This is a genomic window from Xanthomonas sp. 4461, assembly GCF_024806475.1.
In the GTDB taxonomy this organism is placed as follows: Bacteria; Pseudomonadota; Gammaproteobacteria; order Xanthomonadales; family Xanthomonadaceae; genus Xanthomonas; species Xanthomonas arboricola_F.
This window is the reverse complement of sequence record NZ_JANTYV010000006.1, coordinates 161,022-187,661: the sequence shown is the minus strand read 5'-3', so window position 1 is coordinate 187,661 and position 26,640 is coordinate 161,022. Positions and strand designations below refer to the sequence as shown.

General features: G+C 63.8%; 23 protein-coding genes and 2 pseudogenes. 19 read left to right on the top strand and 6 right to left on the bottom strand.

Annotation, left to right across the window (positions count from 1 at the left end):
* The first annotated feature begins 478 nt into the window (after window positions 1-478).
* Both FHY19_RS19500 and FHY19_RS19495 read left to right on the top strand, forming a co-directional pair.
* Entirely contained in the window at window positions 479-1,507 is a 1,029-nt protein-coding gene (locus tag FHY19_RS19500; RefSeq protein WP_259167934.1) for a DJ-1/PfpI family protein, read from the top strand.
* Between the two features lie 15 nt (window positions 1,508-1,522).
* Window positions 1,523-2,524, top strand: a complete 1,002-nt coding sequence (locus tag FHY19_RS19495) for a GlxA family transcriptional regulator (RefSeq protein WP_259167932.1) — start codon at window positions 1,523-1,525, stop codon at window positions 2,522-2,524.
* A gap of 43 nt (window positions 2,525-2,567) precedes the next feature.
* On the opposite strand, the pseudogene FHY19_RS19490 reads toward FHY19_RS19495, so the two are convergent.
* Window positions 2,568-3,230, bottom strand: a pseudogene (locus tag FHY19_RS19490) (AraC family transcriptional regulator); the annotation flags it as partial.
* An 873-nt stretch (window positions 3,231-4,103) separates the two neighbouring features.
* On the opposite strand from FHY19_RS19490, the gene FHY19_RS19485 reads away from it, so the two are divergent.
* The 7 genes from FHY19_RS19485 to FHY19_RS19455 all read left to right on the top strand — a co-directional run bounded on the left by FHY19_RS19485 (window position 4,104) and on the right by FHY19_RS19455 (window position 10,666).
* Window positions 4,104-4,622 (top strand): dehydrogenase, encoded by a 519-nt coding sequence (locus FHY19_RS19485; RefSeq protein WP_259168145.1) that lies wholly within the window; start codon window positions 4,104-4,106, stop codon window positions 4,620-4,622.
* Window positions 4,610-5,368, top strand: coding sequence for a PIG-L family deacetylase (locus FHY19_RS19480; protein ID WP_259167929.1), 759 nt, complete (start codon window positions 4,610-4,612; stop codon window positions 5,366-5,368). Before FHY19_RS19485 ends, FHY19_RS19480 begins: the two co-directional genes overlap by 13 nt.
* On the top strand, window positions 5,365-5,967 hold the full coding sequence (locus tag FHY19_RS19475) for a class I SAM-dependent methyltransferase (protein WP_259167927.1): 603 nt from the start codon (window positions 5,365-5,367) through the stop codon (window positions 5,965-5,967). Before FHY19_RS19480 ends, FHY19_RS19475 begins: the two co-directional genes overlap by 4 nt.
* Window positions 5,964-6,632 carry a glycosyltransferase gene (locus FHY19_RS19470; protein ID WP_259149400.1) on the top strand — a complete coding sequence of 223 codons (669 nt, stop codon included), beginning with the start codon at window positions 5,964-5,966 and terminating at the stop codon, window positions 6,630-6,632. Before FHY19_RS19475 ends, FHY19_RS19470 begins: the two co-directional genes overlap by 4 nt.
* 302 nt (window positions 6,633-6,934) lie before the next feature.
* Window positions 6,935-8,296, top strand: coding sequence for an alpha/beta hydrolase (locus FHY19_RS19465; protein ID WP_259167926.1), 1,362 nt, complete (start codon window positions 6,935-6,937; stop codon window positions 8,294-8,296).
* On the top strand, window positions 8,293-9,819 hold the full coding sequence (locus tag FHY19_RS19460; protein WP_259167925.1) for a GMC family oxidoreductase: 1,527 nt from the start codon (window positions 8,293-8,295) through the stop codon (window positions 9,817-9,819). Before FHY19_RS19465 ends, FHY19_RS19460 begins: the two co-directional genes overlap by 4 nt.
* Window positions 9,820-9,862: 43 nt before the next feature.
* Window positions 9,863-10,666 carry an SDR family oxidoreductase gene (locus FHY19_RS19455; RefSeq protein ID WP_259167924.1) on the top strand — a complete coding sequence of 268 codons (804 nt, stop codon included), beginning with the start codon at window positions 9,863-9,865 and terminating at the stop codon, window positions 10,664-10,666.
* 654 nt (window positions 10,667-11,320) lie between these two features.
* On the opposite strand, the gene FHY19_RS19450 is transcribed toward FHY19_RS19455, so the two are convergent.
* Together FHY19_RS19450 and FHY19_RS19445 are read right to left on the bottom strand one after the other, a co-directional pair.
* On the bottom strand, window positions 11,321-12,238 hold the full coding sequence (locus FHY19_RS19450) for a universal stress protein (RefSeq protein ID WP_259167923.1): 918 nt from the start codon (window positions 12,236-12,238) through the stop codon (window positions 11,321-11,323).
* 14 nt (window positions 12,239-12,252) lie between these two features.
* On the bottom strand, window positions 12,253-13,194 hold the full coding sequence (locus FHY19_RS19445; RefSeq protein ID WP_259167921.1) for a bestrophin family ion channel: 942 nt from the start codon (window positions 13,192-13,194) through the stop codon (window positions 12,253-12,255).
* Window positions 13,195-13,378: 184 nt separating this feature from the next.
* On the opposite strand from FHY19_RS19445, the gene FHY19_RS19440 reads away from it, so the two are divergent.
* The 5 genes and pseudogenes from FHY19_RS19440 to FHY19_RS19420 all read left to right on the top strand — a co-directional run.
* Window positions 13,379-14,818, top strand: coding sequence for a PAS domain-containing sensor histidine kinase (locus tag FHY19_RS19440; RefSeq protein WP_259167918.1), 1,440 nt, complete (start codon window positions 13,379-13,381; stop codon window positions 14,816-14,818).
* Entirely contained in the window at window positions 14,811-15,455 is a 645-nt protein-coding gene (locus FHY19_RS19435) for a response regulator transcription factor (RefSeq protein ID WP_259149389.1), read from the top strand. Before FHY19_RS19440 ends, FHY19_RS19435 begins: the two co-directional genes overlap by 8 nt.
* A 416-nt stretch (window positions 15,456-15,871) precedes the next feature.
* Complete coding sequence (locus tag FHY19_RS19430) at window positions 15,872-16,966, top strand: alpha/beta fold hydrolase (RefSeq protein WP_259167916.1); 1,095 nt, start codon at window positions 15,872-15,874, stop codon at window positions 16,964-16,966.
* Window positions 16,967-17,187: 221 nt separating this feature from the next.
* Window positions 17,188-17,589 carry an alpha/beta hydrolase gene (locus tag FHY19_RS19425; RefSeq protein ID WP_259167913.1) on the top strand — a complete coding sequence of 134 codons (402 nt, stop codon included), beginning with the start codon at window positions 17,188-17,190 and terminating at the stop codon, window positions 17,587-17,589.
* Window positions 17,586-17,975 (top strand): annotated as a pseudogene (locus FHY19_RS19420) (cupin domain-containing protein); the annotation flags it as partial. The gene FHY19_RS19425 and the pseudogene FHY19_RS19420, both read left to right, overlap by 4 nt.
* Window positions 17,976-17,995: 20 nt before the next feature.
* On the opposite strand, the gene FHY19_RS19415 reads toward FHY19_RS19420, so the two are convergent.
* Complete coding sequence (locus tag FHY19_RS19415; protein ID WP_259168163.1) at window positions 17,996-18,169, bottom strand: hypothetical protein; 174 nt, start codon at window positions 18,167-18,169, stop codon at window positions 17,996-17,998.
* 294 nt (window positions 18,170-18,463) lie between these two features.
* On the opposite strand from FHY19_RS19415, the gene FHY19_RS19410 reads away from it, so the two are divergent.
* Complete coding sequence (locus FHY19_RS19410) at window positions 18,464-18,739, top strand: carboxymuconolactone decarboxylase family protein (protein WP_326521159.1); 276 nt, start codon at window positions 18,464-18,466, stop codon at window positions 18,737-18,739.
* Window positions 18,740-18,894: 155 nt separating this feature from the next.
* Entirely contained in the window at window positions 18,895-19,905 is a 1,011-nt protein-coding gene (locus FHY19_RS19405; protein ID WP_259167911.1) for an aldo/keto reductase, read from the top strand.
* Window positions 19,906-19,908: 3 nt separating this feature from the next.
* Here the strand turns inward: FHY19_RS19405 and FHY19_RS19400 are convergent, their stop codons facing one another.
* Window positions 19,909-20,802 carry a LysR family transcriptional regulator gene (locus FHY19_RS19400; protein WP_259167909.1) on the bottom strand — a complete coding sequence of 298 codons (894 nt, stop codon included), beginning with the start codon at window positions 20,800-20,802 and terminating at the stop codon, window positions 19,909-19,911.
* A 74-nt stretch (window positions 20,803-20,876) separates the two neighbouring features.
* Here FHY19_RS19400 and FHY19_RS19395 point away from each other — a divergent pair, with 74 nt between their 5' ends.
* From FHY19_RS19395 to FHY19_RS19385, 3 genes are all read left to right on the top strand, one after another.
* Complete coding sequence (locus FHY19_RS19395; RefSeq protein ID WP_259167907.1) at window positions 20,877-21,473, top strand: flavodoxin; 597 nt, start codon at window positions 20,877-20,879, stop codon at window positions 21,471-21,473.
* Between the two features lie 10 nt (window positions 21,474-21,483).
* Window positions 21,484-22,476, top strand: coding sequence for an aldo/keto reductase (locus FHY19_RS19390; RefSeq protein WP_259167906.1), 993 nt, complete (start codon window positions 21,484-21,486; stop codon window positions 22,474-22,476).
* Between the two features lie 436 nt (window positions 22,477-22,912).
* Window positions 22,913-23,767: a hypothetical protein gene (locus tag FHY19_RS19385; RefSeq protein WP_259167905.1), complete on the top strand. Its 855-nt coding sequence runs from the start codon at window positions 22,913-22,915 to the stop codon at window positions 23,765-23,767.
* Between the two features lie 1,692 nt (window positions 23,768-25,459).
* Here the strand turns inward: FHY19_RS19385 and FHY19_RS19380 are convergent.
* Window positions 25,460-26,443: a serine protease gene (locus FHY19_RS19380; protein ID WP_259167903.1), complete on the bottom strand. Its 984-nt coding sequence runs from the start codon at window positions 26,441-26,443 to the stop codon at window positions 25,460-25,462.
* Window positions 26,444-26,640: the final 197 nt, after the last annotated feature.

Genomic DNA, 26,640 nt, shown 5'->3' with positions numbered 1-26,640 from the left:
GCCCGGCAACTCAGACATCGTCATGGACGCGACCTCTCTGGATAGGGAATCGCTGGGTCATGGCGTCGCGTGGCGCCAGCGGTGCCGTCCATGCTGGACGTATCGCGTCCAATCAAGAACACCGCGTCGGGGCAGGGTCCGATGACTCGATCGGGGGATGCATGTGCACACGTCGCACGGCGCGTCGCCAGCATGCGTCCTGGACCGCAGGCCGGATCGGGCGACACCACCGGCATCGCAGATCGACACCGACACATGGCAGGAAATGACGCAACAGCGGCATTGTTGCCGCAGGGTGGCGGGCGAAGAATGCCCGCACTCCACCCATCTACGGCAGCACATGGCAACCGGCATCTTCTCTGGATTGGTTCGGCACACCGCGTTGGCTGCATGCGTGGTACTAGCCGGGTGCGCTGGGCCGCCATCGAAGGCGACGCCACCTGCAGCCGGGACATCGAGAGCGTCACCCACAGAAGATATGTCGATCCCCGCCTATCGGGCGCGTCCCAACCGCTCGCGCGCAGTGATTGCGGTGGTGGGAGAGAACGCAGGCGTGGAAATCAGCGATTTCCTGGTGCCTTTCGCGATCCTGTCCCGCGCTGGCACGATGGACGTATCGGCGGTGACGCTCGACTCGGGGCCGCTTTCCACATTCACCGATCTTGGCAGGCCCGGGTTCCGGATCGCGACCGATACCACGGTGGCGCAATTCGATGCGACCCATCCACTGGGCGCCGACTACATCATCGTGCCGGCGCAGGCATCCACGCCGCGCCTGCTTGCGTGGCTGAAGCGGCAGTCCCGGCAGGGCGCCACGATCGTCACCATCTGCAACGGTGCCCTGGTCGCCGCGCAGATGGGGATGTTCGATGGGCGGCGCGCCACCGCGCATTGGTCGACCGGCGCGGCGCGGAAACGGCAATATCCGGCGATACGCTGGACGCCGAATCGACGCTATGTTGCCGATGGAAACTGGATATCGACCGCTGGCGTCAGCGCCGCCATCCCCGCATCAATTGCGCTCGTGGAGGCCATCAGCGGGCCTGAGACGGCGCGGAACGTCGCCCAGGGCGTCGGTGCCGTGGCGTGGTCGGCGCAGCATGACAGCGATGTCTTTTCGCCACGGTTGGGCACGACCGCGGTGCCACTGGCAAAAGTGCTGTACACCAACCGTTGGTTGCACGGCCGCGACCAGGTCGACGTACTGGGCAGGGCGGGAATCGATGAGGGTGCCCTTGCGTTGACGATCGATGCGTACTCAACGACGGGCCGCAGCCAGGCCTCTCTCGTGTCTGCCAATGGCGAGCCGTTTGTGACACGTCACGGACTGCGCATCCTGCCCGATCGGGCGCTTAAGGCGGGGACTGCCGCTCCGCTGCTGATCGCTGCCGATCTGGCACCGGTGGCGGCGCTGGACACTGCGCTCGATGGCATCATGCAGCGGTACGGTCGTGCGACGGCCAGGGGCGTCGCGCTGGCGTTCGAATATCCCGATTTCCCGCATTGACTGCACAAGGCGTCCATGTCCGACTCTTCCCCATCGCGTCACGTTGTGCTGCTCGCCCACGACCAGATGAACGTGCTCGATCTCACCGGGCCGGTCCAGGCGCTGCACACCGCCAATCAGTGCCGGCCGCTGGCCGACGGGAGACTGCGCTACACGATGACCGTCGCATCCGAGCACGGCGGCCTGGTGACCACCAGCGCCGGGCTGCAGATCGTCTCTGTGGCATTGGCCAGCCTGGAGGACACCCCGATCGATACGCTGATGGCACCCGGCGGGTGCCGCGGTGACGTGTACCAAGCCTCTGCAGGTCTGGTGGCGTGGGTGGCGGCGCGTGGCCCGACCGTGCGCCGGTTGTGCTCGATCTGCACGGGTGCGTTCCTGCTGGCCGCTGCAGGGCAGCTGGAAGGGCGGCGCGCCGCAACGCACTGGGACTGGGCAGCGCGGCTATCGAATCTGCATCCTGGCGTACAGGTCGATGCCGACCGAATTTTCGTTCGCGACGGTAACGTGTGGTCCTCGGCAGGTGTCACGGCCGGGATCGACCTGACGCTTGCATTGATCGAGGACGATCACGGACACCGGCTTGCCATCGATGTGGCCAGGCAGCTGGTCGTGTTCGTCAAGCGCTCGGGCGGGCAGTCGCAGTTCAGTGCGCCGCTGTCGGCGCAGGCCAGCAGCGGCGGCGATTTCGCAGAATTGCACGGCTGGATGGCGGCCCATCTGCATGAGGACCTGCGGGTGGACGTGCTGGCCGGCCGCATGAACATGTCGCCGCGCACCTTCGCTCGCGTCTACCGCAGCAAGTGTGGGATCACGCCGGCCAAGGCAGTGGAAACGCTGCGTCTGGAGGCCGCGCGTCGCCTGCTGGAGTCCGGCACGTTGCCGATCAAGCGCATTGCGGCGCTGACCGGTCTGTCCGACGAACAGACCCTGCGTCGTGCCTTCCTGCGCTTGCTGGGTGTGGCACCGGGCGATTACCGCGAGCGCTTCCGCAGCAGCTCCGTCCCATCGGCTTGAGAGCCGAAGGCGGCGGCGCCATCGCTGGTGCGGTGTGGTGCATCTAGCGCGATGCCGTTGCGGGAGGTTTGGCCGCATTCGGCGCGTGGCCAAACAAGGCTTTGAATGCGCGGCTGAAGCCAGCTTCCGAATCGTACCCGACACGGCGTGCTGCATCGCCAACGCTGATGCCGCCGGAGCGGATCAGTTCGTCGGCCACCGTCAGCCTCCAACGTGCGATGTAGCGCATTGGTGGCTCGCCCGCGATCTCGGCGAACTGCGCGGCAAATGCCGACCGCGACATGCCCGCGCAACGGGCGAGGTCATCCACGCTCCAGCGGCGGTAGGCATCGGCATGGATAGCCGCGAGCGCACGGCCGATACGTGCGCCTGCCGGGCTGCCCAGCCAGCGTGCGTGCAGCGGCTCCAATTCGGCCCGACTGCGCAGCACGCGGATGACCATCAAGTCGATGATCCGCGACACCATCAGCGTCGCGCCGGCCTGAGCGTGGCGCGCTTCGACCATCAGAAAGTGCGACAGTTGCGCCAGCCATTCCGGCACCCGACCGGCATCTTGGGGAATGCGAATGACCTCGGGCAGGGCATGCATGATGGGCGGGAGAGGCCGGCGCTCGTAGCGGAACATGGCACCGATGACGTGTGCGTTTTCCTCGTCGCTGCCGTGGCGCACCCGCAGTGCGTCGCGGTCGAACGCAGCAGCGTCGAATGTCGACGACCGGGGTCAATAACGGCCGAGTCCGGTTCCATCGTCTGACGCAATCGCCGTTGCAACGCTGTGGTCACTGTTTAGTTCATGCTCGTATCGATCACTCAGGTCTACCGCCAGTTGGCCCCGCAGCTCGCCTTGCTGGATCGGGCAGCATCTTTTGTGGCGAGCTCATACGCACAACTTGTGTCTAGAAGCGGGCCATGAACCAGAGGCTTCTCCCGCGCCGACATGCGAGCGCTGCGATTCGGCCGGACGCTCGGTGCAGATGCATCGGTGCCGATCCCGGTCGGGGCCGCGTCGCACACGGTGGAGTCAACGTGCCCTGCACGTGAGGGAATTGGATATCTGACTCACTTGGGATTGACGAACCATCGTCTAGGTTGGCTTATGTATCAATCAGCCTTGGCCCGGGATGATCTGCCGGGCATCTCCTCGACCTCTTCGAATTCCGCGCTCGCGCAACGCGTGCATGCGCATTTGCGCTTGATGCCGCAACTACCAAATCCCGGTGCAGGAAACACGCATGCACGTTGGCAGGCATTGAGCAGGCTCGGTGCCGAGAGCCTGCCGCTTGCCAAGGTGCTGGAAGCGCATTACGACGCGTTGTCCATCTTTTCCGAGGCCGGTCAGCCGTTGCCGTCGAACGATGCTATCTGGGCGGTATGGGCAGCAGGTGGACCGCACGACTCCGCCACATACGAAGCGGACTCATGCACTGTCGCCGGTATCAAACCGTGGTGTAGCGCAGCGCCGAACGTCGTGACACATGCATTGGTGACTGTAAGGAGCGGCGACCGGTATCCGCTTGCCGCAGTGACGTTGACGCAGGGCCACTTTGAGCTCGACGCAAGTCAGTGGCATGGCCCTGGCATGGTCGGCATTCCGACCGGCAGCGGCCATTTTGCAGGTGCGCCGGCAAGGTTGCTGGGTGAGCCGGACTTCTATCTGCAGCGGCCGGGCTTTTGGCACGGCGGGGCAGGTATCGCCGCCTGCTGGTATGGCGCCGCCACGGCCATTGCCGAGCAGGTCCGCCGTTCGCCAAGGGCGATGCACAATCCCTTTTCCGCAGCACACCTGGGCGCCATCGACGAACAGCTGACGGGCGCGCGACTGATGCTGCAGGACCTGGCGGATACGATCGACAACGCTCCAGCCGAAAGCCATCGGTTCGCAGTTACTCGCTTGCGTAGCTTGATGGACCGCGTCTGCCGGGACGTGATCGAACGCGCTGCATTGGCATTGGGGCCGGTCTCGCTATGTTGCGATGTCGAGCATGCGCAACGGTGTGCAGACCTGGCCGCGTTCATCCGCCAATCCCACGGCGAGAAGGACGAGCAGTGGCTCGGTGAACAGCTGCACGCGCGCGAGGGCAATCCATGGCTGCTGTGAGAGGCGAGCACATCGAAGGTCAAGGCGTCAGCGAAACGCGTTGGCGCGCATCGCAGCAGTTGATTGAGCTGCCCATCACCAGCCTCGACCAGCTACTGGGCGCCGCCACACGTGTTGTGGTGATCTCTCCGCATCCGGATGACGAGGTGCTGGGATGTGGCGGTCTGCTTGCGATGGCCATTGCAGCCGGGAGGCAGGTGCTGATTGTTTCCGTCACCGACGGTGAAGCAGCCTATCCGCTAGACGACGCATGGCCACCGGCCCGGCTGGCGGCAGCGCGTCGCGATGAGTTGCGCGATGCGCTGGCATGCCTGGGCATCGCCCCGTCCAACATCGTCAGGCTCGATGCCGGAGATGGCCAGGTGCGCGCAGGGGTCATCGCACTCGGTGCACAGATCGCCGATCTCCTGCAACCGGGCGATGCGGTGCTGGTCACGTATGCGCGCGACGGCCACCCCGACCACGAAGCGTGTGCAGATGCCGCGAGCAACGCAGCTGCACGCTGCCGAGCGCAGTTGATCCAGTTCCCGGTGTGGGCGTGGCATTGGGACAACCCGGACCAGAGTCAGATGCTGGCAGCGGCCACGCGTCTTCAGCTTACGCCCGCTGCACACGCTGCAAAGGTGCAGGCAATGTCAGCGTTCAAGACGCAGACCGGACGCGTCACGCCCGCGCTGCCCAACCCCATCCTTCCCGATTGGGCGCTGGCCAGGTTTCAGCGCGACCTTGAGGTCTATCTCCCATGAACGCCCAGGCCAACGCAGAATATTTCGACAGCATCTACCAACGGCACGATCCTTTCGGTTACGGGACGCGTTGGTACGAAAAGCGCAAACGCGACATTCTGCTGGCAACGCTGCCTCGGATGGGATTTGCACGTGGATGGGAACTGGGATGTTCCAACGGCGAGGCCACACGCGGGCTAGCCGCCCGCTGCGAGCGTTTGCTGGCGACCGACATGTCGGAAGCTGCCGTGGAACAAGCCAGACAGCGCGTGGGTGAGCGAAGCAACGTGGAGATCGTGCAAGCCTGCCATCCGCAGCAGTGGCCGGTGGGAAGTTTCGACCTGATCGTGCTGAGTGAGGTTGGCTACTATTTCGCCGCCGCCGATCTCGACGATCTGGTCGCGCGTCTCCAGGTGGCGCTCACGCCGGACGGATTGTTGGTGGCCTGCCACTGGAAGCATCCGTTCGAACAGGCACAACAAGATGGAATCGCGGTCCACGCCTGCATCGCCCGCTTGCTCGGCTTGCCGCTGAGTTATCGCTACGAAGACAGCGATTTCTTGCTGGAAGCTTGGACAGCGCAGCCGCTGTCGGTGGCACAGCAGGAAGGCCTGCGGTGATCGCCGTCATCATTCCCGCGCATAACGAAGCCGAGTGCATGGCCGCGTGCCTCACATCGGTCTTGCGCGCCGCCTCGCATCCCGAGCTGCAGGAGGCAGTGGAAGTGATCGTCGCGGTGGACCGCTGCACCGATGCCACCGCCGAGCTGGCGCTGGCATTCGGCGCGCGCGTGGTCGACGTCCCCACGCCCGGCGGCGTAGGCATTGCGCGCGCCGCAGCCGCATCCCAGGCAATTGCGCTGGGCGCCGACTGGTTGGCCGTCACCGATGCCGACTCGCGTGTTCCGGCCGATTGGCTGCTGGAGCAACGCAGGGCAGGCACCGGCGTGTTCTGCGGCGTGGTGGAGGTGGAAGATTGGCTGGACTATTCCGATGAGGTACGCCGCAGGTTCGAACAGAGCCAGGCGACCGGCGAAGGCCATGGGCGCATTCACGGCGCAAACCTGGGGGTGAGCACCGCGCTGTATCAACAATGCGGCGGGTTCTCCGCACTGACCTGCAGCGAAGATGTCGCGCTGGTCCACGCGCTGCAGGCAATCAAGGCGTCGATCGCGTGGTCGCCACGCTCGGTGGTGTGGACCAGTGCGCGCAGGCATGCACGTGCGCTTGGCGGGTTCTCGGATTTCCTGAAGCAGCTGGAAGTTTCGCCCTGGGTGCCCGCATAGCCGGTGACGCAGGCAGGAGGCGTTGTCTCTGAGAGGGCGATGCCGGCGGCAACGCCGCACTTCCGTGGTTTGCTCAGCGGGTGCCGTCGGGCGCAACTGGCTCTTGTTGCCGTGGCGATTGCAAGGCTATTGCCTTGCCGGACAAGCGACGCGGAATGCTTCTGCGCCTTTGCATAGCCTGCGTCGAACGACGGTATTCCACCAACCAACGCCTCCCGTTACTGACCGGCCTTCGACCTCATCTGCACGAGGCGTGGACGAAGCGTGCGCCACCATGCCGGACCGACGGATCAAGGTGTCACATGATCAAGCCAACGCTGTTCTTTCTGCATGCCCTCGGAGGCAGCCGGCATGCGTGGAGCGGTGTCATCGCGCAGCTAGGTGATCGCTTCGACTGTGTTGCCTTGGACATCCCGGGGTTTGGCGATGCGGCTCCGCTGGACCACTTCGACACGAATGCGCTCGTTGACTGGTTCAGCGCTGAAGTCATCAATCGACAGCCGCCATGCTGGTTCGCGATCGGGCACAGCATGGGTGGAAAGATCGCTACCTTGACGGCAGCGCGGGCGCGCGATGGTGTGGCAGGCCTGGCCGGTCTGGCAGGCATGGTGCTGGTTGCCGCCTCGCCACCAGCACCCGAACCCATGGAAGAGTCGCGACGACGCACGATGCTTGCCTGGTTCGAAACGGGCCAGCCCACACGTGCCGAGGCCGTGCAGTTCGTGGAGGCCAACTGCGCCTCGACGCTGCCTGACGGGCCCAGGGCGATGGCGATCAACGATGTCCTGCGCACCGCGCCCAGCGCATGGATTGCGTGGCTCACACACGGCAGTCGGGAAGACGTCCGCGCGCAGGCCGGATGCATCGGCGTGCCGGCAGTGATCGTCGCCGGTGACCAGGATGGCGACCTGGGCGAGGCCGCGCAACAGCGCTTGAATGCGCCGCACTATGCGCATGCGCAGCTTGCCGTTGTGGCCGATGCCGCGCATCTGATCCCTTATGAGCAGCCGCAGGAGCTGGCGCAGTTGATCGCGGCGCATGTGGACCGCTGCGTGCAGAACTGCCTGCCCGAAGCCTTCGTTGCGCTGCTCAACTCCGAGCGCGTCGCACCGCGCATGCGGGCGACGCTGCTCGCGCGGCACGTAGGTCCGCCCGCCACGGCCAAGGGCGTGTTGAACCCGCGCCAGCTGACGGTGCTGGCAGCGGTGGTCGCACGCGTCCTGGATGGCGAAGGCGACGCGCGGCAGATTGCGCGGCGCATCGACGTGCAGCTCGCAGACGGTGCGGGCGATGGCTGGCGGCATGCTGACCTGCCGGAAGATCGCCTGGCAATACCGCTTGGGCTGGATGCGCTCGATGCGCTGGCCGGCGGCTTTGCCGAACTGTCGGTAGACAACCAGGACCGCTGGCTGCAGGACATTGCGCAGGCGGCGCTGGGCAACACCTCAGCGCATGGCCTGGATGCCGCCCAGCTGGCGCATTGGTTCGAGGACGTGCGTGCCGAGACGGTCCGCATCTGGACCAGCCTGCCCGCCACCATGGCAGCGCTGGGCTACGACGGATTCGCTGTTGGCGCTGCCGGCACCGAGAGCCTGGGTTACGCAGAGACCGCAGCGGATCGGCATGAGTCCTGGCAACTCCACGCCTCCGGAGCCGACCGATGAAGACTGCTGGCACACAGGATGTTGTCGATGCCGTCGTTATCGGCAGCGGTGCTGGCGGTGGCCCCCTGGCGGCGCGGCTTGCGCAGGCCGGCATTTCGGTGGTCGTGCTGGAGGCGGGCGCGGCGTTCACGCCGCAGTGCCACATCCCCGACGAATTGACCACCGGCATCTACTGGATGGACGAGCGTCTGAGCGGTGGGCAAACGCCGACTGCGTTCGGACCGAATAATTCGGGTTCCGGGCTAGGCGGTTCCACCCTGCATTGGGGCGCCTTCTGCCCACGGCCGGACAAGCGCGATCTCAGCCTTCTGACCCAGACCGGCCATGGCGCCGATTGGCCCATCCCACACGAGGAGTTGCTGTCTTACATTCGTCGTGTAGAGACGTTTATCGGCGTCTCCGGACCCGCGCATTATCCATGGGACCCCGCGCGCAGCTATATGTACCCGCCACCGCAACGCAATGCGTCGGCCGCGGCCATGGAGCGCGGTTGCCGCGCCCTCGGCATCCGGGCGACCGATGCACCCGCCGCGTTGGTCACCAGGCCCCACCAGCAGCCGCATTGGGGCCAACGCGCAGCCTGCAACAACTGCGGCGCTTGCCATCAGGGCTGCAGCAACGCCGCCAAGGTCAGCGTGGATACCACCTGGCTTCCTCTGGCCAGGGCGCATGGCGCGCAACTGCGCAGCGACAGCCGCGTGATCGATCTGGAACGCGATGGCCGCGGCGCGCTCACCGCGGTGATCTACCGCCAGCATGGGCAGGAGTATCGCCAGCGTTGCAGCACCGTCTTCCTGTGCGCGGGCGGGGTGGAGACGCCGCGCCTGTTGCTCAATCTGGGGCTGGCCAACTCCAGCGGGCAGGTGGGGCGCAATTTCATGGCGCATGTGGCAACCCAGGTGTGGGGTGAGTTCGACGCAGACATGCGCATGAATCGGGGATACCCGTCCTCGCTCATCACCGAGGACATGCTGCGTCCGGCCGATGCCGACTTCGTCGGCGGCTATCTGGTGCAGAGCCTGGGCGTACAGCCGATCACGCTGGCGAACACCTTGGCGCGCGGTGCCGGCCTGTGGGGCAGGGAACTGGTCGACACCATGCTGTGCTACAACCGCCTGGCCGGTATCGGCATCAATGGCGAATGCCTGCCGCACGATGCCAATCGCCTGGTCCTGTCGGACGAACGGGATGCGTTCGGCCAGCGCAAGGCGCGCATCGATTTCAGTTACGGGCCGAACGAGCAGGCCATCGATGCCCACGCGCGCGCACTGCTTCAAGCGATCTGGCAAGCCGCTGGCGCCCGCAATATCTTCGCGGCTGCGCGTTCGGCGCACACGCTCGGTACTTGCCGAATGGGCACCGATCCCGCGCAGGCCGTTGTCGATCCCGATGGCCGCGCCTTCGATCTGCCAAACCTCTACATCTGCGACAACTCGATTTTTCCCAGTGCACTGGCGGCCAATCCGGCGCTGACGCAAATGGCGCTCGGGCTACGTACCGCAGAACGTTTCCTTGCGCGCTAGCAGCGCCTGCGCCGCAACCTTATTCAACGACCAGGAGTTCAACATGGATCTCGGAATCAACCAGCGTATCGCCCTCATCAGCGGCGGCGACTCCGGCATGGGCAAGGAAACTGCACGCCAGCTGCTCGAAGCGGGCGTGCGCGTGGCGATCACCGATCTTCCCGACGGCACACTCGATCAGGCACTGGCCGAGTTGTCCGGCCTGGGAGAGATCATCGCCATCGAAGGCGACGTGACGCGGGAACAGGATGTCACCGCCATCTGGAACCAGGTGCGCGAACAACTGGGTGAGCCGGACATCTACATCAATGCAGCCGGCGTCACCGGCGCCACCGGCGATTTCCTGCAGGTCAGCGATGCAGGCTGGCTGGAAACACTGGACATCAACCTGATGGGCGCGGTGCGCATGTGCCGCCAGGCCATTCCCGCGATGCGTCGCAAGCAGTGGGGACGGATCGTGCTGTTCGCCTCCGAGGATGCGGTGCAGCCCTACGTCGATGAACTGGCCTACTGCGCGTCCAAGGCCGGCATCCTCAGCCTGGCCAAGGGGCTCTCCAAGGCCTACGGCGCCGACAATGTGTTGGTCAACACCGTGTCGCCTGCCTTCATCGCAACGCCGATGACCGACAAGATGATGCAAAAACGCGCGCAGGAGAACGGAACCAGTGTCGAAGAAGCGATCTCGTCATTCCTGGACGAGGAGCGTCCCGGCATGGTGCTCAAGCGACGCGGCCGCCCGGAAGAAGTGGCCGCGGTGGTCGCGTTCCTGTGTTCGGAGCGCGCCAGCTTCATCAACGGGGCCGGCGTGCGCGTGGATTCGGGCTCGGTGTTTACCATCGCTGGCTGAGCCGGGCGGCGCTGCCACGGTAGCGCCGCATGACTTGAGAGCGCGACGGATAGCCGCTCACCCCGCATCCGCATGATCGTGTGTCTGGGTTGATTCTGCGAGCCGCTCCCCGTGCCCGGCTGGGTACTGCCGCCGTACTGGAGCCGCTATCCATCGCTCTACAGGCCCGTACGTGGGTGGTACCTGCCACGCAATCCACGCTGGTTCGCTCTACGCCGGAGCGATCGCTGCGGTCTTCTGAAAACACCCGGTACGGTGCCGGCGAAAAGCTGGCAGATTCAAGCAAAAATCGTTCCAGCAGCCAAGCGAGCGGCGGGTCGTTGCCATACTGCCCGCAGAACAAATCCCCCGATCTTGGCGCACCCAATGACGGAATTTCCGGAGTTGCGGCGTACAGACGAGGCATCGCATGAAGCCGCCTAAAACATGAGGCCCCGTGCACGGGTGTCGGACAGGAAGTTCTCCAGGCTGCCTGGCTCGGCCAGGCCGTTGTCACCGGCAGGCTTTGTATCTCCTTGCTGCCCAGTGACAGTACGAGTTTATGAAGCAGCAGGGGCCGAATTGCGGTTTTCTCATCGCTGCCGGAGGCGGCGGCGGGGAATCACTGGATGCCGGGGCAGCCGTCCGACTGCCGCTGCCCCGCCGCGCGCTCCCTCAGGCACGCAGCCGCTGCGTCGCCGCACTGCGGCTGCGCGTTGTGGCTGCGCGGTCGCTACCGGCGCCGAGGATCGGGCGGCGCAGGTGCGGCGGTGGCAGGCAGATCAGCACGCACGGGGTTTTGGCCAGGGCAGATTGCAGCGAAGAGCGCCAGACGCCGCGGCGCACGAGGGCGTCGTGTTCGACCACCAGCACATCGGCGCAGGCGCGCTTGAGCAGGCCGGCGATTTCGCGGCGCGGATTGCCGACCGCGACGTGGATGCGCACGCGCAGGTCGTCATCGTCGGGCAGCTGCTGGACCAGGTCGCTGAGCCAGTTGCTGGCTGCGCCTTCGCTCAGCGGCTTGTCGTTGAACAGGCTGTCCACCAGCAGCCCTTCGCTGACCTCCGGCACGACATGCAGCAAGTGCAGGTCGGCGCCGCGACGGCGTGCCAGGGCGGCGGCATCGCGCAGCGATTCCAGGCTGGTTTCGCGGCCGGTGATCCAGCAGGCGACATGGCCGCCGACGGCGCCGTCGCGCGGGATCGCATCGGCATAGGGCAGGGTGAGCATGGGCGTGGCCACGCGCTGCAGCACGCGCGCGCGCAGCGAGACATGCAACGGGCGCGGCAGGCCGGTGCGCTCGGAGGGCGGCATGATCAGCAGCGCGTCGTCGCGGCTGCGGCAGAACGAGACGATGCCGGCGGCGGCAGGGCCACCGGCGAGGGCGCGCTCGCAGCCCGGGTAGTTGGACGCCTCGGCAAAGAAGGAATCCAGCGACTGCTGGGCCTGTGTGCGCTTGCCCTTGGCGTGCACATGCAAGATGGTCAGGCGCGCGCGCAGGCGGTCCACCAGTTGCGCTACGGTCGGGATCGCGGCATGGCAGGTTTCGGAAAAGTTGGTGGCGAAGATCAGGTGGGTGGGGGTGGTCTGCATGGCTGGCTCCGTGGTCAGTAGATGAAACCGTCGATGGCGCGCACCTCGCGCAGCGGAACGCGTTGGCCCAGCATCTCGCGCAGGGTCAGTTCGATGCCGCGCGACAGCGCGGTCATCGGGGTGTCGTGCACGGTGTTCTCGAACGGGTCTTCGATGGCGCTGCTGGCGCTGTCGATGGCGATCAGGGTGAAGCTGATCAGCACCGAGGCGATCGGCATGGCCAGGCCCATGCCGGCGATCAGGCCCAGCGGCACCAGCCAGCAGTACATGTTCACCAGCGTGCGCGGCAGCGAAGAGAACTGCCGTGGCAGCGGGGTGTTCTTGATGCGTTCGCAGGCGCCCTGGATGTTGGCCAGCGTGGTGAGGTTGGCGTCCAGCGACGACCAGCGCAGGCTGTCGAGCATCCCCCAGTCGCGCGCCTGTTGCAGTTGTTCGCCCAGCCGCAGGGTCAGCGCATTGGGAATGTTGGCGTAGCCGCGCAGCTCGTCGGCGCGTGCCTGGCCGAGCAGGCCGGCCAACTCGGGAAACGGGTTCTGCCGGCGCAGATGGCAGCGCAAGGCATGCACGAAGGCGACCTGGTGCACCACGATGTCGTCGCGCAGTGCGGCCTGGCGCGGGTCGGCCGGATTCACATCCAGCGCGGTCAACGCCTGGCGTGCGATGGCGCGCGAGGTGTTCACCAGCGAGCCCCAGAGTTGGCGCGCCTCCCACCAGCGGCCATAGGCCGCATTGGCGCGGAACGCCAGGAAGATGGTGAGCGCCGAGCCGAGCTGGGCCAGCGGCAAGGCTTCGATCGACAGCCACTGCCAGCCGAAAAAAGTGTAGAGCACGGCCACGGCGCAATCGAACGCAAGCAACACCAGCAGGCGCTTGTAGGTCTTGGGCCAGATGCGTCGCAACGGAAACGTATCGCGGGTGATCATGGGAAAGGCAATATCGACGTGGGGTAGGGGCATTACACCCAGCCTCCACGGTCGTGTCTGCCATCCTTGCGCCAGCGTTGGACAGTGCACGCACCGTCCGAACGATGCGGGCGGGCTATCTTTCGATAGGGTGAAATCCGCAGGCCTGGCCACGATGCTGTGGGATCAACCACAGCGAGAGAGGAGCGGCATTGCAGCGCAAGTGCAGGGGTAGGCAATGGACAGATTGAGACTGCCGTTCAAGTGGCGCGGGCAGGTGGTCAAGCTCAATCGCGGCCCGACGCTGTGGGCCTCGCTGGCGATGCTCGCCTCACTGGTGTGGGCGGAGTGGTACTCGCACCTGGGCGTCTCGCTGGGGCTGCTCTACATCCTGCCGGTGGTATTGGCGGCCACGGTGCTGTCGCGGCGCGACATCGTCATCGCCGCGATCGCCTGCGCGGTGTTGCGCGGCTTGTTCGTGACCGACGAAACCCTGGTCGAACAGGCGCTGCGCTTCTTCATGGCGACGATTGCCTATGCCGGTTGCGGCCTGCTCGTGGCCGAAATCAGCCGCACCCGCCGGGTGATCCTGGCCCATTACGTGCAACTGCGCGCCGAGCAGCGGCTGCGCCGACGGCTGGAACGGCAATTGCGGCTGCTCGCCGAGAGCAGCCCGGCGGCATTGCTGACCGTGGCCGGCGACGGCCGCATCGTGGCAGCCAACCGCGCCGCGCACGAGATCCTGGACATGGCCGAGGAGGGCGGGCTGGAAGGCCGCGCGGTGCGCGAGTTCCTGCCACTGCTGGACGATGCGCTGAGCATGAGCGCCAATCTGGATGGCATGCGCACCTCCGCCAGCACCTGGGGCTGCCGCAGCGATGGAACCCGCTTCCCGGCCACCACCTGGTTCTCGGTCTACGAAGACAGCGCCGAGCGCCACCTGGCCGCGATCCTGGTCGACACCAGCGAGGAAGTGCGCGCGCGCGAATCGGCGCACTTCGACGATGTGCTCAAGAACAATCGCCTGCTGGCCGGTGCGGTGTCGCACGAGATCCGCAACCTGTGTTCTGCGGCCGGCGTGGTCACCTCCAACCTGGCGCGGCATCCGGCCATCGGCGAAGATCCGGACCTGGCCGCACTGCGCAGCCTGGTGGCGGCATTGATGGAGCTGGCGTCCTTCAACCTGCGTCGGCAGCTGCCCGACGAGGCGCATGAAACGCGGCTGCAGACGCTGTGCAGCGAACTGGACGTGATCATTCGCTCGGACTGGGAGGACGTCGACGGCCAGCTGGTCATCCAGATCCCCGCCGACTTCCCATCGGTGCACGGCGACCGCCACGCGTTGCTGCAGGTGTTGCTCAATCTGGCGCGTAATTCGCTGCGTGCGGTGCAGGCGCTGCCGCCGCAACGCCGCCAGTTGATCGTCAGTGCACGCCTGGAACAGCAGCGCGCCGTGTTGAGCGTGCGCGATACCGGCACCGGCATCGCCGAGCCGGGCCGCCTGTTCCAGCCGTTCCGCAGCGACAGCGACGGCTCCGGGCTGGGCCTGTACATCTCGCGTGCGCTGATGGCCAACCAGGGCGGCCTGCTGCGCTACGCGCCGGGCGGGCAGGGCGCATGTTTCGAGCTGCATCTGCCGCTGGCACATGCCCCCTATGCGGAGGCGCTGGATGGATGAGTCACGGCGTGCACCGGTGCGGCTTTATCTGCTGGACGACCACACCTTGTTCCGCGAGGGCCTGCTGCGCCTGCTCGGCGCCGATGCCCGCTTCGAGGTGGTGGGGCAATCCGGCACCTTGGCGCAGGCCATCGTGCAGATCGCGTCGCTGATGCCGGACGTGGTCATCCTCGACTACGACATGGGCGAGTACAACGCGCTGGACTACATGCGGCGCCAGGCCGAGCAGGCGCGCCGCCCGGCCACACTGGTCGTCACCGCCGGCCTGCCCGAACGCGACGCACTGGCGTTGATCCGGCTAGGCGTCTCCGGCATCTGCCGCAAGGACGTTTCCACGGATGAACTGATCGACAGCATCCACGCCGTGGCAATGGGCCGGGTGCTGATCGACCAACGGTATCTGCAATCGCTGGTGGCCCAGGGCACCCACGAAAGCCGACCCAGTTTCACCGACCGCGAGCGCGAAGTGCTGCGCGGCCTGTTGCGCGGGCAGTCCAACAAGTTGATCGCCCGCCAGCTGGGCAGTTCGGAAAGCGCCATCAAGGCGACGTTCCAACAGCTGTTCAACAAACTCGACGTGCGCTCGCGCAGCCAGCTGGTGATGGTGATCCTGCAGGACTATCGTGATCTGGTGTGAGGCGGCATGTCGCTTCAATCAGCGCCCGATTTGTTGGATTGGCGAGCGACCCGAAGAGAGCGCAAATTGCTGTTGGAGCGAGAGCAGGGGCGTTAGAGCACATCTAAGCGGGTTGGTGTCGCGCAGGATCTGAACTTTCCAGCTTCGACAATCGGTCGTGCGTTCGCGACAGAACCAACCCCCGACTTGCCAACTCAACCGCTTGCGCGACGTGGCAGGAGCGGCAGGTCAGTTGCCCCACCCCCGATCGAGACGCGCCTGATTGAAGAACGTCGTCGAAGCGCTGCGTCTACTGGCCACTGTCATGCCGTAGGCCTGGCATATATATCCTCCACGCATGAGTGATATGCACTTACGATCTTCTTCCAGCAGGCTCCCGAGAGTAGATTCCCCTGACGATTTGTCAGGAGTGACCCATGCAGACTCGCACCCGACTCCGCACCCTGGTGCCTGGCGTCCCCTCCGCACTGATCTGGATGGCGGTTTCCCTCTGCACCACGACTGCCATGGCGAGCGAGCCACTGCAGATCGATTCGCAGGGAAGTTTCCTCGCTGGTGGCATGGAAAAGACGGAACCCGGCACGTTCGATCCATTGAAACCCTCCAATCCGGATGGCCAGAGCTACCACGGCGATCACGTCTATGCCTTCTATCAGAAGCCGGTAAATGCGCGTCCGCTGCCGATCGTAATGTGGCACGGCGCGGGCCAGTCTTCCAAGAGTTGGGAAACGACTGCCGATGGGCGCGAGGGCTTCCAGAACCTGTTCCTGCGTCGTCGCTTCACTACTTACCTGATCGATCAGCCAAGGCGAGGCAAAGCCGGCCGAAGCATGGTCGAGTCCATGCTGAAGCCAGTGGCCGATGAGCAGATGTGGTTTAACCAGTTCCGAATTGGCCTCTGGCCGGCGTACTTCGGCGGCAGCCAATTCCCGACAGGGAAGGCCACGCTTGACCAGTTTTTCCGTTCGGTCACGCCGAATACGGGGCCGTTTGACCTCGGGGTAGTCTCTGACGGGGTAGCTGCTGTGCTGCAGAAGACGGGCCCTGCGATCCTGTTTACCCATTCGCAGGCAGGAGGCCCTGGCTGGATGACGGCGATAAAAAGCCCGAATGTTCGCGCAATCGTCGCCTTCGAGCCTGGCAGCAGCTTCGTGTTTGCCAAGGACGACGCGCCGGCGCCGATTCCCAGTGCATTCGATACTGTCGCACCTTCGGTGGTTTCGCCTGAGGAGTTCAAGGCGCTGACGCGGATTCCCATTCTGGTGCTGTATGGCGACAACATCCCCGACAGGCCCGTTGACCTGCCCGCGCAGGACAGCTGGCGGGCACGGTTGGAAATGGCCCGCGCCTGGCGCGACGCCGTCAATCGGCAGGGTGGGGACGTCACCCTGATCCATTTGCCGGACATGGGAATCCGTGGCAACAGCCACTTCTTGTTCTCGGACCTCAACAACGTCCAGATCGCTGATCTGGTGAGTGAGTTTCTGGAGAACAAGCATCTCGATCGTTGAGCTGACGTGCCTGGTGCCTGAATCGCGCATTGGTGGTGTGCGAGACCGTGATCGCTGCGTCGCATGCCGAGGCACCATTCATATCATGTGCGCATGAGTGATATCCGGCCGATGCGCTATATCCATGCGTGCACGGTGGTTAGCGTTACTCCTGATCCCACCTAACGTGTGTGCGCCACAAGCACCGGTATGAGGGTAGCGTCCAAACTGGGAGCAGTTGAATGAAGCACATCGTGCACCCCACGCTGTTGGCGATGTCTCTTGGCTTGGCGGCAGGCAACGCCACCGCCGCCGACTACAGGCTCAGCCCGTTCAAACTGGCCTATGAAAGCGCGGTTACGCGCAATGTGCTCGACGAGGTCAACGTCCACTCGGTGTCCTATCCGCCGAATGGAATCGAGATCGCGGCCAACTTCTACACAGCAGCCAGCTTCGATGCTTCGCGGAAGTATCCGACCATCGTGGTCGCCCACCCCAACGGCGGGGTCAAGGAGCAGGTGGCCGGCCTGTACGCGCAGCGGTTGGCCGGGCAGGGCTACATCGCGATAACCGCCGATGCGGCCTATCAAGGTGCGAGCGGCGGCCAGCCGCCCACGTTCTACGGCCGGACGCTGGCTCCATGAGCGCGCGTCGTCAATCACCCGCGCAGACTGCTCTGCTGGGCGCTGCATTGAGCATGGCGGCACCATTCGCTTGCGCCGGCGAAACGCCCACGCAGAAGATCACTCAAGCGGGCACGCAGTTATCCGCTGCCGGTCCGGCGGAGAACTTCGTCGGCACGGTGCGGGTGGATCCCCTGTTCCCAGCAGACAAGGAGCTGCAGGCCTCTTCCGCATACGTCAGCTTCGACCCGGGCGCACGTTCGGCCTGGCACACCCACCCCGCCGGTCAGCGACTGGTGGTTACATCTGGCGTTGGGCTGACCCAGGAGTGGGGCAAGCCGGTGCAACAGATACACACCGGGGATGTGGTGGTGTGTCCGGCCGGGGTCAAGCATTGGCATGGCGCCTCGCCGCACAGCGCGATGACTCACCTTGCGGTGACCGGTGTGGCAGACGGCAAATCGGTGGCCTGGATGGAGCAGGTCAGCGATGACACGTATCGCGAGGCGTCAGCAAGCATCGACGCTCCCGTTGTCGGGCCGCTTTCGTCCAGGCAGCAGGCGATCCCGCTGATTGCGGCCGCTGCGGCCAGCAGCGACATGCTCCAGCTCAACGCGGCGTTGCGCCGGGGCCTGGATGCTGGCCTGACGCTGAGCGAGACAAAGGAAGTGCTCGTGCAGCTGTATGCCTATGCGGGGTTCCCAAAGAGCCTCAATGCCTTGGGCGAATTGATGAGGGTGCTGCGCGCACGTGAGGCGCAGGGTATCGCCACCGCACCCGGGCAGCCGCCCACAGGGGAGGTTCCAGTGGGCGACGCACTGCGCGCGGTGGGCACCGCCAACCAGACCCGGATCTCCGGCGCCCCGGTGACCGGGCCGGTCATGGACTTCGCCCCATCATCAACCAGTACCTGCAGACGCATCTGTTCGGTGACATCTTCGAGCGCGACAACCTGGACTGGCAGAGCCGTGAACTGGCGACGGTGGGCGCGCTGGCGGCGATGCCCGGCGTGGAGGCGCAGCTGCGCTCGCACATGGCGGCCAGCCAGCGCGTGGGCCTTAGCCGCGCACAGTTGCAGCACCTGGCCCAACTGCTGCACCACAGCGGCTACGCGGCCGCATCCACTCGCGCAGTACAGGCACTGGAACAGACCCCGGCACCCGGGCCCTGACAGCGCCCTACATGGAGACCGCAATGAACACCCTGCCTACCAACGCCCAACGCCGCTCGCTTTTGAAGGGCGCGGCTACCTTGGCGGCACTGCCGCTGGCCGGCGCGCTGGCCACTTCCACGGCAAACGCTTTCCCCGCAGCTGCGGCGCCGAAAATGGACGGCCGCCGCATGCTGGGAAAGCTGCAGGTTTCCAGTATCGGGTTGGGCGTGCAGAACATGAGCCGCACCTACCAGACCACCATCCCCTCGCGCACCGAGATGCACCGCATCATCCGTGCTGCGTTCGATCGCGGGCTGACGTTCTACGATGCAGCCGAGGCCTATGGCCCGCATGAAGTGGAACGGATCCTGGGAGAAGGCGTTGCCTCGTTCCGCAACGAAGTGGTGATCGCCACCAAGTTCGGCTGGAACATCGACCTGGAAACCGGTGCCCGTGGCCCGGGCCTGATCAGCAGGCCCGCGCATATCAAGCCGGCGGTAGAGGGCATGCTCAAGCGGCTAGGTACCGACCGCATCGACCTGCTGTACCAGCACCGCGTGGACCCGCAGGTGCCGATCGAAGACGTGGCCGGTGCGATCCAGGACCTGATGACCGACGGCAAGGTGCTGCATTGGGGCCTGTGCGAGATGGGCCTGAAGACGCTTCGCCGCGCGCAAGCTGCGCTGCCGGTGACCGCTGTGCAGAGCGAGTACTCGATGCTCTGGCGCGGACCGGAACAGGAGGTGCTTTCTGCGTGCGCCGAGCTGGGCATCGGATTCGTGCCGTGGAGCCCACTAGGCGTAGGCTTTCTGACCGGTGCGATCGACGCCAGGACACGGTTTGCCGACGGTGACATCCGCGGCATCGAAACGCGCTTCAGCCCGCAGAACATCCAACACAACCTGGCATTGGTGCGCCTGCTCAGAGAGTGGGCCGCGCGAAAGCAGGCCACGCCTGCACAGATCGCATTGGCCTGGCTGATGGCGCAGCAGTCTTGGATCGTGCCGATTCCCGGTACCACGCAGATGGCCCATTTGCTGGACAACCTGGGCGCCGGCGAGGTGATCTTCGGCGCAGGTGAGCTGCGGGAGCTCAACGCTGCAGTTGCGGCGGTGGCAGTGCAGGGCGAGCGCCTTCCGCCAGCGGTGCAAGCCTACAGCGGCGTGGAGGCGCCGTTGCGGTAGCGCTCAACCCCGATAGCGCAGCGCATCACGCAGCACGGTGAACGCAGGTGATGATTGTCTGCGACTGGGGTAGTACAGGTGGTAGCCAGGGAAGGAGGGGCACCAGTCCTGCAGGACGTGGACCAGGGCGCCTGACTGCACGTGGGCGCGCACCAGATCTTCGGGCATGTAGGCAAGCCCCAGCCCCTCCAGTGCGGCGCCCAGGCGCAGAGCGATGTTGTTGAAAACCAGCTGGCCTTCCACCCGCACTTTCAGTTCCTGGCCCTTCTTTTCGAACTCCCACGCGAAAATGCCGCCGTGGGTCGGCAGGCGAATGGTGATGCAGTTGTGCCGGGTGAGGTCGTGCGGTGACTTCGGTTTTGGATGGTGGCGGAAATAGGCAGGCGATCCGACGACTGCCATGCGCAGGTCCGGTCCAACGCGCACGGCGATCATATCCTTGGTCACCTGCTCGCCCATACGGATACCGGCGTCGAAGCCCTCGGCCACGATGTCGGTCAGTCCGTAGTCGACGATCACCTCGATGTTCAGGTCGGGATTGGCCGGCAGCAGCTTGCCCAGCACCGGTTGCATCACGGTGAGCGCAGCATGCTCACCCGCTGTGATGCGGAGGCGACCGGCGGGCTTGTCGCGGTAAGCGTTGAGCTGCGCCAACTCCGTGTCGATTTCCTCGAAGCGCGGTGAAATCACCCGCAGCAGCTGTTCTCCGGCCTCGGTGGGCGAAACACTGCGCGTGGTCCGGGCAAGCAGGCGCACACCCAAGCGCTCTTCCAGCTGACGCATCGATCTGCTCAGGGCAGGCTGGGAGATGCCCAACTGGGCGGCAGCACGGGTAAAGCTGCGCTCCCGCGCCACCAGGACGAACATGGCCAACTGGTCGTAGTTCTCTACGCTCATTGATGCGCACCAGGTATAAGCGATATCCGATTATGCCTCTGCAAGAATGTGTTTCGGGGGCGTAGATTGGCGCCATGACGATTTCAACCCCTGATCACGGTCGCCGGGCAGTCGTTGCCGCCCTGGCGTCGCTGCCGCTGGGATGCTCTGCTGCGGAGCCGCAGGAGGGCGCGGCAGCGGGTCGATCAAACACACGGACGCTGGTTGCCTGGTTCTCGCGCTCGGGCAACACCCGGGTCGTTGCCGGGCTCATTCATCGCAGCATGCCCAGCGACCTGTTCGAGATACAGCCTGCCGTGGACTACCCGGCGGACTATCTGGAAACGGTGGCCAAGGCGCGGCAAGAGCGCGACGACGGAGTAGAACCGGCGCTGCGCACCCGCCTTGCCGGCATTGATCGCTATGACACCGTCTACCTGGGCTTTCCAATCTGGGGCGAGACTGCGCCGCCGATCATTCGATCGCTGTTGTCGCAGCACGACATGAGGGGCAGGACGATCGTGCCATTCATCACCCACGGCGGCTTCGGCGTGGGCAGCAGCCTGCGCGTAGTCGCCAGCCACGCACCCAACGCCCGCATCCTGGATGCATTCGTGATGCAGGCCGATCAGGAACGTAACACCATGGAGAGCGTCAACGCCTGGTTGACCGCTCCGCACACTGCACGATGAGGAGTCGACCATGAAGATGCGTACCCTTGGACAAGGCCTTGAAGTTTCTGCCCTCGGCCTGGGCTGCATGGGCATGAGCGCTGCGTATGGCCCGGCCGCAGACAAGCAGGAAATGATTGCGCTGATCCGCACGGCGGTGGAGCGCGGCATTACCCACTTCGACACCGCCGAAGCCTACGGCCCCTTTGTCAACGAAGAACTGGTGGGCGAGGCACTGGCGCCCGTTCGTGACCATGTGGTGATCGCCACCAAGTTCGGCTTTGACATCGACCCGCTGACCGGTGCTCGCGGCGCAGGTACCAATAGCCAGCCCGCACACATCCGCGCAGCCGTCGAGGCCAGCCTTAAGCGGCTTCGCACCGAACGCATCGACCTTCTGTACCAGCATCGCGTTGACCCGGCGGTGCCCATCGAGGATGTTGCCGAGACGGTGAAGACCCTCATTGCGGAAGGCAAGGTTGCGCATTTCGGCTTATCCGAAGCGGGCGTGCAGACGATCCGCAGGGCACACACCGTGCAGCCGCTGACGGCTGTGCAGAGCGAGTACTCCCTGTTCTGGCGTGAGCCGGAGGAAGAGCTGCTTCCTTTGCTTGAAGAGCTGAGCATTGGCTTCGTCCCCTTCAGCCCGCTGGGCGCGGGGTTTCTGACCGGCAAGATCGACGAGAACACGCAATTCGATGCAACGGATTTTCGTAATGCGGTGCCGCGCTTCTCTGCGGAAGCGCGCCGGGCCAACATGGCACTGGTTGAAGTGGTGAAGGCGATGGCTGCAGAGAAGGGTGCCACGCCTGCTGAGGTGGCACTGGCTTGGCTGCTGGCCCAGCGATCGTGGATCGCGCCGATTCCGGGCACGACCAAGCTTCATCGGCTGGATGAGAATCTGGGTGCCGTGGATCTGGTGCTAGATGAGGCAGACCTGGCGCGTATCAATGCGGACGTGGCCCAGATCAGTATCAGCGGCGCGCGCTTGCCAGAAGCGGCATTGAAGATGACCGGCAAATGAGCGATCGCTGGTCGGTGGGCGGGCTCGGCGAAGGTCCGCTTCTGGCCGAAGGCGGACCTTGTCGCACAGGGTAGGGCAGGGAGCTGCTATCCGATTTCTAGGATTAGGGGGCGTTATCAGGGGTAGGGCCGAGGTTAGACCTTGGCAGAAGCCAGACATTGCAACGCTCAATCGCGGCGGTCTGGCAATCGGATCCAAGCGACTCTTATCCCGTGGACGAGTTGCCCTAACGCAGCGACTCAATCTCCTGAGACAGACGCCATGCCTCGACGCTGTACCCATAGTTTGCACCCGACGCCCCGTACTAGCTTCATCCGCGCGCAGCATACGAGACACCGCTTCTGCTGAGCATCACTAGACGTCCAGTATTCAGTTGGGCGAAAATAAGTCGAACCGGCGCGCTGACGCTCGCAGATATTTGGCAAAGGAGTGGCTAATGGGCCTTCGTGTCACGTTCGACACTAACGTGCTTGACTGGGCGTGCCGTCCTGAGCTGTCAGTCAAGAATTCGCTTCAGCCGCTGATGCTCAAAGTCAATTCCGCACTGAGATCTGGTCAGATCGCGGGCTTCTACTCAGTCACCATGCTAACGATCGAAGGCATCCTGAAGACTGACCGGGCCGCCGTGTACCAGGGAACGACGCTGACTTCGCTTCAAGGGGAACCTAAGGTCATCGCGAACGCTGAACTTCCTCCATCCATCCGCGAGGTTGTAGGCGATGGTAACGTGGAGTCCATAGCATTCACCATTAGCGTTCAGCAACCCGATCGGAAACCGCTACCTCCTGCCGTTAAAGACAGAGCCTTGGCCGCCCACCAGATCGGGCTTCTGGCTCTCAAGGCTGTACCGAGAATGGGCGCATTCTCGATCAACGACCCAACCGGCACGCGCTACCTTGACACTGGCAGTGGTGAGGATCTGAAGAGATGGATCACGACCGCTCATAGGGTGTCTCGCGCAATTGAGGCCCGGGGGGTGGGGCAATCCCAAATCAAGTCCATCGGCGAACGGCTTGCGCAGAACGCCGGTGGAGGCCCTTGGTTCAGCGCATTGGATCAAGCAAAGGACATACATGAGGAGCGAGCCATTGAACGGACTTTCGCTGAGTGGGCGGACGGTGACGCCCTGGCCTCTCACATTGCATACGGCATTGACGTTTTCTGTACCATGGACAAGGGCAACAGCAACGGAGCCAAGTCGATTCTGGACGTTGAGAACAGAGCTTGGCTCAAGCAGGAATTCGGCGTACGGTTTATGACGTTTGAAGAACTTGGTCACAGCTTAGCCTGACCTGTACCGAACGCCTACGCTCAGCTGGTTCACTGGCCCAAAAAGGAACTCTGATCCAGTGCCGGCGCGGCATGTTTTCCTAGGAAAACGAATAAAGGTGTTCTGTCGGATCACCTGGCTATCTTACGCTGATCCCACTGGGCGCAAGTAAGGACTTTACTTCCTCGGAAGGGTTGCCAAATTCAAAGAAATAACACGAATACCTTGAGCGGCAGAACCCTTTTAGTTGAGGGGCTGTGGCGATCAGCCGAGCCAAGGTGCCGCGGCCACTTCACTATGGTGGCGGCCCGCCACTGACAAAGGCCAAGAAGATCAGGGCGAGATCGCGGAGGGCGACCCCGTCCGTGCACCGCTGCCTGAGTGACGGCCGCTTCGTTGATTGGATTGCTGACCGGTCGATGTCTCAGGCGGTCATAAAACGATCTGTTGAGGGGTCGTAGATCGCAGCGCCGGACTTTACCATTCGCTCCCACACCTTCGAAGCATTGGAGAGGCGATAATTTGCGTATGGATTCTCTCGCGAGGGCGTGCTTTGCCGTGAGGACACTGCACATCCGAGAAAATGGCTGGCATAGACCAGAGTAGCCTCCGGAACGCCAGTTCTGCAGTAGATTTCAACTCCATGGCGATTCATAACCCACACAACTGGACCAGCTGCCGTTATCTCTATCGAGAGTTCGTAGGCTGGCAGGCGCGGGTATTCCTCATGACGGACAGAGAAGACTAGGATCTCGTCACCGTCGGAAACCATCACGTTGAAGATGCGCTCAATTCCATCCTCGCCTCGACACACAATTGGAATCATTTTCTCAGCCTCATTGAAGTTTTCGAGAATTCAAATAAATATCAAGCTACCCACGGCCACTCGAACATTTTCAGAGCCTTTCAATTAGACGAGGCGGCCAAGCATATCGGCTAATCGGCTGCCAGCGCAGCTTTGGCCGCTGGGCTACCAAGAGGGGCTGTCCTAAAGTGCACGCCGCTGCCGACGCGCTTGTTGCAGGTAGCGAGCGACCAACGGTTGATCGTATCAGCGCCTATCTGGTCACTTGGTCGCTGAAGAATACAGCCGTTCGCTGGTTGGAGTCTTGGCGGCAGGGTTTTGGCTCTCACTTGGCAACAGACCGTCAGGTCCGGATAGCCACGGCCACCGTGCCTGAAGCCTTCGCGACCCTGGCTTGACAGTGGTGGACGTTGGCGCTGGACCACGCGCGAGCACGCTGATGAGGCATTGGCCGCTTATCGTGCTTTCCCTCTAGACGCCAGAGAAAAACGTAGCGAGATCGGCACACCATGTAGGCTGAACTTGGTCGGCTGAAAAGCTTTGGAATGCTGCGGATCCAACTCTAGGAATTGCAGCATGCGGCCGTGCCGAGTGCGGCACTTTGAGCCAACAAGTTCGCACCACTGAAGACCAGACACATGCGGAGATCGATGATCAGCGCGCTTTAGCGCGCTTCCGTTAAGTGCTTTATTTTGTATGCCTCTATAGCTACTAGCGTATGCTAGACCGCAGCGATCCTCGCACACATCACGGTACGAGAAATTGTTCTGCGTGGGGAGAGTCGAAGGTGGTCTTCTGCTATCTGGCGTCGACCAGTTGGACATCCTGCAAGTATTGCGTCTGAAGAATGCGCCCTCGCCCAAGGTGTCGTTTTGATTGATCGCTGCCGGCCGGCAGCATCATTTCGTTCAGACACTCAGATCTACGAAATCAGTGGTACCAATTCGATTGGCGATTGGTCGGACGTCGGCGGATCCCTCAAGCGTTGATGAAGCGACTTCGGCTTGTTCCTTTGTGGCGTGCATACTGATTGGCTCGGGGGTCACCGAGGCGAACACGCCCCAGCATTTGCGCCAACCTGGATTGAACCTATCTACGTTCGGCGTCAGTAGTTCGATGTCGCGGGCCAAGCTGAAATGCACCGCGTACCCGGTGCCGGCATGCTCGGATTCGGCGCGCAGTGACCGACTCACCATGCCAACGACCTCGCCGTCGCGGTTGAACACCGGTCCACCACTCATTCCCCCGGGCCAATCGCTCTCCACCTCGAATACCGGGGTAGGATTCGATCGACTAACCCCTTCCTCATGGATCGCCACAATCCGACCATAGGCGCCGTACATGCCTTCGTCGAGCAGAGACGATTGCTTGGCAACGTCTACTTCCGAGAGATCTAACTGTGGGAAGCCGACCGCGAGCACTATCTCGCCTATTCTCGGCACCCAGCCGTCTGTCCGTATCGGCAATGTCTGTGGTGGCCGTGCGCCTGGACCGATCGGTTCGGGCTTCAGCAAAGCCGCGTCAATGGCCGGTCGCCTGGAGGCTTGGCCCCGGAGCGCTGCCATCGGATCGTCGGACTCCATCATCGAGGCGATCACCTCGGCCGCAGGCACGAAACAGTCGGGCGGAATGTTGATCGTTCCGAACACGACCGCATGCATACTCAGGAACAGGATCGGGCGACCGGAAAGATGCTTTTCGACAAAGTCGATCACGTGGTAGGCGGTGAGGAAGTTGTCGAAGCCATCGACATGGAATGCGGTCCCGACGCCATACATCCGTCCATCTACCTGCTGGCAGAACACCGGAATGATCGCGTTGCGAAGGCCGAAAGGATCATGGATCTCGAAGGGCGCGAAGGGCTGGTCTGGTTTCGGTTCATAGCCGCGCACGTGCGGCCGAGTTCCGGAACGACCCTCGCAAGTCCGGATGACGAAAGGCTCGAATGCATTCAATTGAAGTAACCCCCGCGCGATGGCATAGCTAAGCGTCCGTGCAACTCTGGCTGAACAGATAAAAGATTACAGAGAATAGTGACATATCTAGCGACTGCTCTTGGCTGGAAGCGGACAGCAGTGGGCTTGGGATT